10 protein-coding genes and 2 pseudogenes are annotated in these 11,579 nt (G+C 34.1%); 9 read left to right on the top strand and 3 right to left on the bottom strand.

All coding sequences use genetic code 11. The annotated features are described in order from the left end of the window. Positions 1-5 precede the first annotated feature (5 nt). Both QZ157_RS07590 and QZ157_RS07595 read left to right on the top strand, forming a co-directional pair. Complete coding sequence (locus QZ157_RS07590; RefSeq protein WP_295143903.1) at positions 6-2,549, top strand: BpuSI family type II restriction endonuclease; 2,544 nt, start codon at positions 6-8, stop codon at positions 2,547-2,549. Positions 2,550-3,153: 604 nt separating this feature from the next. Then, positions 3,154-3,384, top strand: a complete 231-nt coding sequence (locus tag QZ157_RS07595; protein ID WP_295143906.1) for a hypothetical protein — start codon at positions 3,154-3,156, stop codon at positions 3,382-3,384. A gap of 147 nt (positions 3,385-3,531) precedes the next feature. Here the strand turns inward: QZ157_RS07595 and QZ157_RS07600 are convergent, their stop codons facing one another. Together QZ157_RS07600 and QZ157_RS07605 are read right to left on the bottom strand one after the other, a co-directional pair. After that, positions 3,532-5,190, bottom strand: coding sequence for a relaxase/mobilization nuclease domain-containing protein (locus tag QZ157_RS07600; RefSeq protein ID WP_295143931.1), 1,659 nt, complete (start codon positions 5,188-5,190; stop codon positions 3,532-3,534). 72 nt (positions 5,191-5,262) lie between these two features. Next, positions 5,263-5,592 carry a hypothetical protein gene (locus QZ157_RS07605; protein ID WP_295143909.1) on the bottom strand — a complete coding sequence of 110 codons (330 nt, stop codon included), beginning with the start codon at positions 5,590-5,592 and terminating at the stop codon, positions 5,263-5,265. Between the two features lie 685 nt (positions 5,593-6,277). Between QZ157_RS07605 and QZ157_RS07610 the strand changes: the two are divergent. From QZ157_RS07610 to QZ157_RS07640, 7 genes and pseudogenes are all read left to right on the top strand, one after another. Beyond that, positions 6,278-6,864, top strand: a pseudogene (locus tag QZ157_RS07610) (DNA-binding protein). A 172-nt stretch (positions 6,865-7,036) separates the two neighbouring features. Next, a complete protein-coding gene (locus QZ157_RS07615) occupies positions 7,037-7,246 on the top strand; it encodes a helix-turn-helix transcriptional regulator (RefSeq protein WP_295143912.1) in 210 nt (69 codons plus the stop codon). Further along, a complete protein-coding gene (locus tag QZ157_RS07620) occupies positions 7,243-8,703 on the top strand; it encodes an SIR2 family protein (protein ID WP_295143915.1) in 1,461 nt (486 codons plus the stop codon). Before QZ157_RS07615 ends, QZ157_RS07620 begins: the two co-directional genes overlap by 4 nt. Position 8,704: 1 nt before the next feature. Continuing rightward, positions 8,705-9,196, top strand: coding sequence for a TIR domain-containing protein (locus tag QZ157_RS07625; protein ID WP_295143918.1), 492 nt, complete (start codon positions 8,705-8,707; stop codon positions 9,194-9,196). Between the two features lie 37 nt (positions 9,197-9,233). Beyond that, a complete protein-coding gene (locus QZ157_RS07630) occupies positions 9,234-9,623 on the top strand; it encodes a toll/interleukin-1 receptor domain-containing protein (protein WP_295143920.1) in 390 nt (129 codons plus the stop codon). After that, positions 9,620-9,802, top strand: a complete 183-nt coding sequence (locus tag QZ157_RS07635; RefSeq protein ID WP_295143923.1) for a hypothetical protein — start codon at positions 9,620-9,622, stop codon at positions 9,800-9,802. The genes QZ157_RS07630 and QZ157_RS07635 overlap by 4 nt, the downstream gene beginning before the upstream one ends. A gap of 6 nt (positions 9,803-9,808) precedes the next feature. Continuing rightward, complete coding sequence (locus QZ157_RS07640; RefSeq protein ID WP_295143925.1) at positions 9,809-10,939, top strand: toll/interleukin-1 receptor domain-containing protein; 1,131 nt, start codon at positions 9,809-9,811, stop codon at positions 10,937-10,939. A 34-nt stretch (positions 10,940-10,973) separates the two neighbouring features. Here the strand turns inward: QZ157_RS07640 and QZ157_RS07645 are convergent. Continuing rightward, a pseudogene (locus QZ157_RS07645) lies at positions 10,974-11,579 on the bottom strand (endonuclease); the annotation flags it as partial.

Consider the following 11,579-nt stretch of genomic DNA (forward strand, 5'->3'; position numbering starts at 1 on the left):
AGTTTATGATTAATTACAACGATTCAGAAGTGGGCGTATATCATCCTATATGTGAAAACGCCCTTAATAATGCGCTTAGACTTCTTGGACAGGAGAGAAATTATAGAGTTGTGCACCACCGATATACTGGCTCTTTGGAGATGGATTTTGTTATTGAAAATATCACAACTCACAAATATCTTTGTGTCATTGAGGTTAAAAGAACACCTGCAGCGGTTAACAGCACTAGGCATCAATTTCAGGCAATGTCATATGTTCAGAGTAATGTAGGTATAACGGAGAAACCGTATTATATTCTAACTAATCTCGAAAGAGCTATTTTGTTTAGATATGATAGTGCGAGACAACGCACTTATCAACAGATGCTCCAGCCAGGACTTTCGATTATAGGTGATTTTCAATCTTTTGATAACGAAAATGCTCTTTGTGATGGCCTTTCAATCTATTTTAAAAATACGATTGACGCTATATTAACGGATAATTATAGCTATTTTTTGACTTTAGATGATTTTGTTGCTGAAATTGAACCAATCAGATGCGATTATTCAAAATGGAAAAGTAATCTTGCTTTAATGCTGTACGAATATATTCGAGGGTCGTTCCAATATGTTGGAAGGAACGATCTTCATGACATTCGCGTTTTTCGTGGAAATATTCAGCAAATATGCAATGAGGGTAGTCGTGTTGATTTCGCTGGGATTTTTAATTATTGCACTACATTATTTGACCCTACGGTTACTGTCGAAAATACTCTGCTTACTGAACTTTTTAATTATGGCAATCAAAATGTAACGGGAGACTCAATAGCCGACACTTTGCACCAGATAGTATCAGCAGGTCATGAGCATGAGGGAGAGGTTCCTACCGATTTAGAGTTGGCTAAGATTGTTGCAATCCTTGCACATAGTGTTAGCGGAGATTTGGATATAAGTGATTGTGTATGCGATCCCGCCGCAGGAAGTGGAAATCTGATTAGTTCGGCAATTTCAGTATATAATCTCAGGTCAAATCAGATAATTGCTAATGATGCTAATAAACAGCTTTTAGAACTCCTCTCTTTAAGACTTGGATTGAATTTTGCCAGTAGTATAAATGTTAATGTTGCACCTAATATTACATGTCATAATATTTCGAATTTGGATTCCACATATTTTTTAAATACTAAAGTTTTATTAGTAAATCCCCCATTTGTTGCAGGGATATATTGTATCCCCCGTAAGCAATCTCTTTATCAAGCAATACGAAGAATTACAGGAGAGGAAGCAATAACTAATGTTGGACAGATGCCATTAGAAGCGGTGTTTCTGGAGCTGCTGACCGAATTATTACCTAAAGAGACTACTATCGCTTGTGTTTTCCCGAAGACGCATTTGATTGCTCGCGGAAATGAAGCAGTTATAATTCGCAGATTGCTTACGTCCAAATTCGGATTGAAAAAGATTTTTATCTATCCAGGTGTAGGAATTTTTGAGGATGTTACAAAAGATACTTGTGTGCTTGTCGGCTCTATAAAAAGATTGAATGAAAATATTGATATAATAACAAGCATGGATAATATTCCCGATATTGATGCGGATACTTTTAAGGTTGCGTTGAGTAGAAATCTTGCTAATTATTTTACAACAATTATTCCTGGAATAGAGGGAAAGACAGTTAACAGAATAACTCTCATTAATAGCATAGAAGATGGCTGGCGAGAATTTAATATAGATATGATAGATTCAATATCCTTTGTTCAAGCAGAATTGGCATCATCTCCCAAATTGATTCAAATGGATACCTATAATTTCCCAGTGAAAAGAGGAGGAGCAGGAAATAATGGAGGAAGTGATCTGCTTTTCTTAGACTCTAATCCTTCACTTTTTAATAGTTACCGAAAGCGTGTAAAGTTAGGATTGGGGTTGCGTAATGCACGCATTGATACTGTGGATATACAAGGGGGAGATAGTAAAATTTTAGATTCTTCGATAAATTCTTCGGCGATTATTGATTCAATTTTAAGAGACTATGTATCTTTACCAATTAATATAGGTAGGCAGACGAGAAATTCAAAAAATATTATAGAGTGGAAACGCATTCTAGACCGCGAAAGCAGGGGGGCTTTTCCAGGAAACACGGTATTAATTCCTCGTGCTATAAGAACCAAAGGAAGAGCATATTATTCTAAAAACCGTATGTTTGTTTCCACTAATTTTGTTGTATGCAGTATGGCTAATATTGAACAGGCAATTCTACTATCAACATGGATGACTACTATATTCTATCAACTAATATGTGAAGTTTCTTCGAAGGATGAGGTGGGAATGAGAAAGATGGAGGTGAAAGATATTCTCACCACATTAGTTCCAAACTTCGATACTCTCTCTGACACGTTGTATACAAAGATTCAAGCTGAGTTGCCAAACATTTCATTTTTAGAACTTAAAAATCCTATTATAAGAGACATAGATCACATTTGGGCTACAGAGTTATTTGGGAAAGATGCTGATAATAAGTTGAATGAAGCATCAAGGCTTCTTGCATTTTTAGCAAATAGACGTGATGTATAACTATTCTAAATAAGAGTCCTATCATATTCTACTAAAATTAACAAGAGGTCTCATGCGTAGCAAAACTTAGTCATAACCAAAAATTCACTTAAGTTCCATTGAGCCCAAAATTTGTATCCGACTTCAATATAAATTCTTGCGGGTTATTATTGAAACGCAATAACCGTTGTTATAGCTTTTAAGATAATAAATCTTTGTATAAAATTTAGCTATAGTGGTTGCATGATACCATTAATTACATACCTTCCAAACTTAACCCTTATATCGTCTAGGTTTTTAGTTTGAGGCTAGCCCACTTGGTTGCCATAAAGACGTAAGAGCTTAAATATATGGGTCATGTTAGCGGAAATTTTAGGAGGCAGGGCTTTAAAATCTTCAGCTACTCGATCGTCCAAAAATGTAATTTCCCACAAACTTTATCCTTTGGGCTGATTATATCATAAAAGATATTAAACTTTTTTGTAAATTTGTCTAAGCATCCGACCGCTCCTCTAGTACCACAAAACAAAAAAACAGTAAATTATCTTTTGGCGAACCGGCTTTTTGCTGGACTTAAGGCTTGTAACATGCTAGGATGGATACAAAATTTTGTAAAAGGGAAAAAATGCAAATAAATCCTTGTCAAAAAAAGTTTATAACGCCCGTGGAATTTGAAGCTCTCTTTAGTGTCGGTACCGATGCCCAATCGATTTGGAGATCGAAAGGTATATTACCATACATAAAGCTAGGCGGCAGAAAAGTTCTATACGATAGAGAAAAGATAGAAAAATGGATAGCCAAACACGAAGTGGCTGGAGATCAAGTGCAGTATATTTTAGATATTGAACCTATTTGATATTAAAAATACAACCGCAGTATCCTTAGATAAGTCCAAGAAGTAGGCTATCCATATCTCGTCAAAGCAACTGAGCAAAATCTGCCTTTTGATTCCCATTAAGGCCTAGAGCACTAAAGAGAACAAGGCTGATTGGCTCCCATAAGACTACATGCTCATCCCCCAGGTATTATCTGGGCTTTCCAACAATTCTTCATCCACATCCAGTGTCATTTCCTCTGTGCTTTTAAAATTTTGCCTATTGGCCGCTATTCTTGACACTTCTCTTTCAAAGATTCGTATTTTTTTGATAGTTCTTTTAATTCTTCTTGCAAACTTATTAGTTTCTTTCTTAAAGACTCCAAAGATTTCTCGTATCTTTCTTTTTGCGCTTGCGACGATTCGTGTATCTTGTTCTCGCAATCGTTCATCAAATGTTGCATTCGATCTATCAAATTCATTTTGTCTTGTTGCAAATTCGTTACCTCTTTCTCGTATTTTTCGATCAAGGTCTTCTTCTGCGATTCGTATTCGCTCCTCTCGCTCTTGATAATTTGCGTCAAGCTCTCGTTTTCTTCGAGCAATGCTTCTTCTAATGTCGTCATCTTCTACTCCGTTCTCATAGGTATATAGTATTTGCTGTCGCGCTTGATTATCTCCTTGCTCTGAGGGATCGATATGTAGTACCGCATCCTTCCGTCCGCTTCCGTCTCGGAATGTCTCCATGCTTGCGGTATCGTCCAAACTCTCATTGATTCCATCTCTTTTGTTTGTTCGTCCAAAAGCACCTGCAGCTCCTTGATTACATCCGATCTCGTTTTTTTGATTTGTGGTTCCGCCATATAAGAGTGTATCTGATGGCCCGATACTATTCCTATTATCAGTGCCGCCGTAGCTATGAGTGCCGATATCCATCTTTTGTTCTTGCTTTGGTTCGATATAATTTCTTGAAGGCTGGATTCCAAATTTTTGCCTATTGAATTTATCTCGTTTTTTAACAAGTTCTTCAAGCTTTCGCCTATTTCTTTCGCGCTCTGCTTGTGTGTCTCTATTGTGGAATTCTCGAATTCTTCTGCTTGAGCTTTGGCCGAGCTCTCCAAGTCCTTGAGCGCCTGTGAAATTTGCATCGTATATTCCTCCTTTTAAACGATTTTTTGTTTTTTGATTAGGCAACATTACGGTTATACTTTTTTTGGTCGATCTGGTTACTTCAATACCGCTTTGACCCAGAAGCTCAATCATATGATCTCTATTTTTGATATAGCCTTGTCCGACTAGATCGTGTAGCTTTTTATCGAGTTCTTCTAAATTTTTATAGTGCCCGATATTTTTCTTGCTGGCCGATATAGTTTGCTCTCTTGCGGGATCGTCGGGGCTTGAAAGATTATACTCGTCATTAACGATTCTTTTAAACAGATCGATTCTACTTTGATCATACTTGTCAAAGTATGGATTAAACGATTTGCCTGTCGACATGTCGATCTTTGGGATCAAGAAATTTAGTTCCAACCGACCGTCCTTGTCCGAATGCTCGACCCAGAGCACATTTACCCGCTCTAACATATAATCCCCGAGCAATGCGAGCTCGAAATCTTTTATGATTTTTAGCTTTTGCTCTTCATCCAAAAAATCATGCTTCTCCTCAAATGATAGAACTCCGAAACAGGTCTTTTGTTTATAAGTAACCCCTTTTATCACGGCTCTAGTTAAATTTTCGTCACCCTTTATGACCCTAGCCGTTCCGGCCGCTTTTCTTCTTTCGTTTAAAAGGTAGTTTATGCTCCCAAGACCGCCACCGGTATATGTAGGAAGGAATTTAACTAGCATCGTTACCAACGTCTCTCTTTGCATAGCAAAAGTATAAAACCGAAAAACGATAAACTTTACCGATAGGTTCCATTACTTGCCCAACATCTCGTAAATTCGACGCAAGATAGTATTGGTGTCGGCGAGAATTCTAAGACCTACCCTATCTAAACTTTCGTCGCGGTTTAACCTGGCAGCCACTTGGTTTAGGTTGTTTCCTTGTTTAGCTAACTCAGCTAAAAGCTCCCTTTCAATAGGAAGTCTAATTCGCCTGGACAGCATTGAACTTAGGGCAAATTTTGAAAAGGTCATCCCTGTTTCTTTTAGCTTCTTTTCGATAGCCGACCATTCGTCGGGCGTAAGCCTAAGTCTTTTGAATATAGTTTTAGTGATTTTTCTTTTTTTGTGAAAATTCTGATTCATAAATATCTCCGCGTCTTGATAAAATGCATGATATATATTTAAGGGCGATAGGTCAAGTTAAAGCTAGGATCGCAAATAAAAATTCTGAATATTTTGACAGCAATAGCATATAAACGTATTTATACATGTTAAATAGGTACGGGATCGAAAAAAGAAACAAGCGAGTATTTTAGCTACATACTATAAGAAAACTTTAAAAAACGTATTTTATGGGCTATAGGGCACTTTACACTATGAGTTTGATTAAATTTAGCTTAATTCGGTTTTTACTTTGGCTCACATGATAATAACGTATAGAAAAACATATTTTAAGTTTATGGTACTAGCAGCCAATAGAGAGAATAGATGGATTGTTTTTTAAGCAAGAAACAAAATAAAAAATTAACCTACAATCACTCCGAGCTCTTACGGAAATATGTCCATAAGTTTAAATATTTATTGAAAACAGCCTACTCGGTTCAGCTGTTTTCAATAAATACACTCGGGGCAAAAGCGTGGGTCAAGGGAGCTGCAAGCTCTCCTTGCGAGCCTCTACGTAAGCCAAAAACGGTAACGTTTTTGTGGCCACGTAGAGTATGCTCGCCCTATTAACCCCATTAGCCCTATTAAGAACAAGCCAACATAAGAAGACAAGGAATTTTTAAGATAAGGGGGCCTCCCTTTTACCATGAAGGGAGATAAAAACATGGATTACAAAACAATGAGAGATAAAATTGAAGATATGGTAAGTGATAACCACAAGGATTTTGTTAAGGCGGTTATCAGCATGGAAAAAGGTATCAACGATGAAAGTGCTTTGGATAAGCTCTATGATGCTTATATGGATAATGACACCGTTAATTTGCTGCATGAGGAATTCGACTATATGATTGAGGATTTACGAGAACAAGGACGGATAAAAGACCTGCCTTATGTTCAGGGGGGGGATGACCTTATAAATATCGTTGGAAATGTTGTAGGCAAGGTCGATGTCATTGAAAGGGAAAATAAGAACGGAGAAACCTTTAAGGCAGCGAACTTCTCCGTTGTATCCAAAGACGATGACGGAAATAAGATATATCATAATTGCTCCGCTTATGGAGAAAAGAGTGATAATTTAAGCAGGGAGATTTTGTTAAGCTCTTTGGGCAGATCAGGACATCTATTGATGATAACGGAAAGGAGCATAGTAATATCAGAATACTTTCTTCAAAGCTACTAAAGGCAAAGGAGCATATGAAAGGACAAGAAGAAAAGAAAGAATCTGTACTTGGAGCTATCAAGAAATATTAAGCTGAAGATAAGGAAAAGCCAAAGGAAAAGAAAGAAGCAAACAAAGAAGCTGAGAGATAAACTTATGATCGGTGTGGTCTTAGGACTGCACCGACTCTTTTTTATTTGGTAAAACTATGGTATAATATACGAAGAAAAAAAATTCAATTATATGAATATTAAGGATGGTAATATGAAAATAAACTATAATGGTTTATGGAAACTTTTGATAGATAAAAATATGAACAAAAAAGATTTACAGGAGAAAGTCGGGATTGCTCCAGCAACGATAGCAAAGATGGGAAAAGGCGAATTTGTTAGTATGGAAATTTTGTACAGAATATGTATTTCTTTAGAGACTAATTTTGGGGAACTAATTTCTATTGTGGAGGAGAAAAAATGAACAATATAATTGATAAAAAAGAATTGATTGAAATTGTTGAACAGGCATTATATAGTGACGAATTAGCAATTTTTGCTGGTGCAGGACTTTCTATAAATGCTGGATACTATAATTGGGAAAAGTTATTGGAAAAACCTGCAGAGAAGTTGAAATTAGACATAGCCAAAGAAAAGCATGATTTGATTTCTTTGGCTCAGTTTTATTGCAATAAAAATAAAAGAAGTGCTATTAATGAACTTTTATCAGATTCATTTCCATCTAATAAAAAACCAACTGAAAACCATAAGATATTATCACAGCTTCCAATTTCCACATATTGGACAACAAATTTTGATACATTAATTGAAGATGCGTTGAAAGAAAATAATAAGAATGTTTCAGTCAGAAAGGCTGATAAGGATTTACAGCTTTCATATAAAAATTATGATTCAGTTGTATATAAAATGCATGGAGATATTCAAAGCCCATCTGAGGCAGTAATAACTAGAGATGATTACGAAGAATATGGAGTTAATAGTAGAAAATTATTTAGAGATGTTTTAGAAGGAACATTGCTAACAAAGACTTTTCTATTTTTAGGATTCAGTTTTAGTGATCCTAATTTTAATTTTGTACTCAGCAAAATGAGAGTTTTATTGGGGGATGATAATAGACCGCATTATTATATATTAAAAAAAATTACTGAACCTAATAGAGACAATTTTGAAGACGAAGAATACAAAAAAGCACTAGAAGAATACAAATATGATTTAATTAAACAAGAACTGCGGATTGCAGATTTAGACAGATATGGAATAAAAATATGCTTGATTGATAGCTATGAAGAAATCACGGAGATATTAGAAATTATATTAAATAGATATAAAAGAAAAACTGTGTTCCTTTCAGGAAGTGCAGAAACTTATGCTCCGTTAGATATACAAGTAGCTAAGGATTTTATCAGGAAACTATCTTTTGAACTTGTTAAGAACGGATATAAAGTTGTTAATGGATATGGATTAGGTGTAGGGACTTATGTAATAAATGGAATCACTGAATATTGCTATGACCACAGGAATATTAAAATTGAAGATAGTTTAAAACTAATGCCATTCCCATTAAGTGCAATAAATAGTGAGCAACTTCGGACAACTTGGGAAAAATATAGAGAAGAAATGATTTCCCAATGTGGTATAGCAATATATATGTTTGGTAATAAACAAAAGGATGGAGAAATTATTAAAGCTGATGGCGTAAAAAGAGAATTTAATATTGCTGAATCATATCAATTAGTGAATATACCATTAGCATTTACTGGGTCTATGGCTCAGGAATTATATTCTGAAAATGGTGATATGGTTGAAAATGTTTTAAATAATGATGAAATTGAGTATATTGCTAATTTTTATGATATAGACACTAATGTTGATAAAATAATTAAAATGATAAATAGACTTAACAATAAGGAGGAATGTTAATATGGCAAGAAGAGTATTTTTTAGCTTTCATTATGATGAGGATATTAATAGATCAATGACAGTGAGAAATAGTTGGGTTACTCAAGGCAAAGAAGCTACAGGTTTTATTGATAAGGCGGAATTTGAAAAGGTTAAAAGGAATGGTGAAAATGCTGTTTGCAAATGGATAGATAAGCAACTAGAAGGAACTTCAGTTACTGTAGTCCTAATTGGCAAAGAAACATTAAAACGTCCATTTGTCCAATATGAAATACGAAAAAGCATTGAAAGAGGAAATGCAATAATTGGGATTTATATACATAACATTAGAGATATGAGAACTCAAAGAACATCAGTAAAGGGCAATTCACATACTGTTATTGGATACTATAATGATGATACACCTGCGTATTTTGACTCTATTTGTGATGGTTTGTATGACTATTCGCAAGACAATGGATATTATAATTTGGGAAGTTGGATTGAAAAAGCAGCACGAAAAAAAGGAAAATAACTGTAGTAAGTTGATAAAAATAGTGAGGTGATGGGTTATGAAAGAGATTTTTGAGCAAGGAGAATTTAGTGAATATAGGATTAATAACTTAGAAAAATCTATGGGTGTTATTAACGAGTCTTTTACTTTTTTTGAGGAAAAAGTTTCTGTCTTTATATCACATAAACATGATGATTTAGATGATTTAAAGGGTATTATAGGATTTCTTGAAAAAATTTTTAATGTTGTTGCATATATTGATAGTAGAGATTTATCTATGCCTAAAATAACATCTGGAGAGACTGCTGAAAAAATTAAAGATAGAATAAAAAAATGCAAAAGGTTTATTTTATTAGCCACTGATGGAGCAGTCGAATCAAAATGGTGTAATTGGGAGTTGGGATTTGCTGATGCGATTAAAGGAAAAAAGCTGTACTTTTTCCTATGAAAGAGAAGGGGAGTAATTATAAAGGAAATGAGTATATGGAAATATATTCGTATATAACTTATTTCGATGGGCGAGAGGAATATGATTCAGGGAAAAAAGTGAAGGAAGGATATTATGTTATGACAAAATCTAAAGATAAAAAATCTATAATTCCACTTTCAAGTTGGCTAAAAGAGTAATTGGTTATGGGAAAAACAGCAAGGCAATTTAATAAAATTTATATTGATTATAAAAAGAAATTTAAAAAGCCAATTCAACAAGTTTTGATGTTAATGCCATATACTTTTTCAGACGATGATATTGTTAATACATTTAAAGAGTTATATCCAGATATGTGGGATGATTTGAATAAACAGTATGATTTTTGGCATAATAAAAATATGGTTCTGCTTAGGTATGGGAAAAAGAGCAGATATAATTTTAGAAAACCATATAATTTTATTTTAGATTGTGCTTTTCATAGCGTGAATAAACTTAGAAAAGATAAGAACAGAATTATTTTGGAAAAAGATGAGGTGGAAAGTTTAAAGAATGAAATAAAACAGCTATCAAAATCCAAACTTGATAAAAGAAAACAAAAAGTTGACGGAACATTAAGATTTATTCAAGAAATAGAACCATCATATACATCATTTTTTATAGATAGATATTTTAATACTTACGACTTGCATCAAAAACTAGAGATAATGAAAGAACTTTCAAAATATAAATCATCAAATATTACGGAGTTTTTTTACAAGGTTAATTCATGTACGAGAAATTTTTCTTTAAAAAAAGAAGCCCAAAACTATATTCAATCTATTGGATTACCATTTATGTTAAGACGTAAGAAAAAAGGTAAGAAAAATTATATTGATAACGAAATTGTAAAAAACAATTCAGGTCCTGAAGTTTTAAAACAGAGACTGTACGTAGATGATTTAGAAAAGGTGAAAAGATTTGATGTTTTTATATCTCATAACTCTAGTGATATGAATCAAATAGTTGAATTATATAAAAATTTAAATACAAAAGGATATGTGGCTTATATAGATTGGGTTAATGATAAATATGATTTGAAACGAGAATGGTGTAATGCTTCAACATCAGAAATTATTAAACTAAGAATACAGCAAAGTAAGATTTTTATAATCTTTTTAACGGAATCAACATTTAAATCGCAGTGGTGTCCATGGGAACTTGGATATGCAGATGCTTTGAATAAAAAAATTTATATTTATATTTCACCTAATTTTAAAAAAGGAGATATTCCTATTTTCTATAGAGGTTACACTGAAATAAAAAGTGTTGATGAAATCATTATAGAAAATTATTGAAAGAATTTGAATTGTGTTAATGTAAAGGAGATGGCTATCTCTGCATCTCCTTACCCATGTAGATTCCGTAGTTTCTGCGTATCTTGTAAAGCTCGTCCATAGCAGACTTTGAGGAAGAATACTCTTGCATAAGGGTATTCTTTTTTTCACTTAGTTCATCAAGCCTATCCAAAATGTTCTTGGAATTTGGTAGCTTGGAATAGGACTTTTTAAGCTCGGAAAGAGCATTTTCATAGTGGGTAATCTGAGCTTTGTATTCCTCAAAAAATGCCTTATCAGATGGATTAGAGCGATATTCTTTGTAGTGTCCACGATATTTTTTGACGGTATGGACTTGTTCCATCGTAGCGGATAACTGTTCCATTTCCTTATCAATCGCTTTGATTTTATCTTGCAGATGTTGTCTTTCATCAGCTGCTCTTTGAATGTATTCATCAAGCTGCTGAACGGATTTAATCCCATGTTCTCTGATGAAAATAACGGATTCCGCCATCGTATTCAGATTATGTTTCGTTGCCCAGTATTCATAACCTTTGCTCTCTTTGACCTTGGCATTGGTGTTCATATCAATGATATTTCCAATGCGTTTTTTAACAGGAGGAGTCTTAATCGTTTCTCTTTCTGCTATGCGTTCTTTTAA

This window comes from uncultured Campylobacter sp. (assembly GCF_905372745.1).
GTDB lineage: Bacteria > Campylobacterota > Campylobacteria > Campylobacterales > Campylobacteraceae > Campylobacter_A.

Coding starts and splice junctions, on each gene's coding strand:
- QZ157_RS07590 (WP_295143903.1), top strand. CDS start 6: ATGATTAATTACAACGATTCAGAAGTGGGCGTATATCATCCTATATGT.
- QZ157_RS07605 (WP_295143909.1), bottom strand. CDS start 5,592: ATGAATCAGAATTTTCACAAAAAAAGAAAAATCACTAAAACTATATTC.
- QZ157_RS07595 (WP_295143906.1), top strand. CDS start 3,154: ATGCAAATAAATCCTTGTCAAAAAAAGTTTATAACGCCCGTGGAATTT.
- QZ157_RS07635 (WP_295143923.1), top strand. CDS start 9,620: ATGAAAGAGAAGGGGAGTAATTATAAAGGAAATGAGTATATGGAAATA.
- QZ157_RS07625 (WP_295143918.1), top strand. CDS start 8,705: ATGGCAAGAAGAGTATTTTTTAGCTTTCATTATGATGAGGATATTAAT.
- QZ157_RS07630 (WP_295143920.1), top strand. CDS start 9,234: ATGAAAGAGATTTTTGAGCAAGGAGAATTTAGTGAATATAGGATTAAT.
- QZ157_RS07640 (WP_295143925.1), top strand. CDS start 9,809: ATGGGAAAAACAGCAAGGCAATTTAATAAAATTTATATTGATTATAAA.
- QZ157_RS07615 (WP_295143912.1), top strand. CDS start 7,037: ATGAAAATAAACTATAATGGTTTATGGAAACTTTTGATAGATAAAAAT.
- QZ157_RS07600 (WP_295143931.1), bottom strand. CDS start 5,190: ATGCTAGTTAAATTCCTTCCTACATATACCGGTGGCGGTCTTGGGAGC.
- QZ157_RS07620 (WP_295143915.1), top strand. CDS start 7,243: ATGAACAATATAATTGATAAAAAAGAATTGATTGAAATTGTTGAACAG.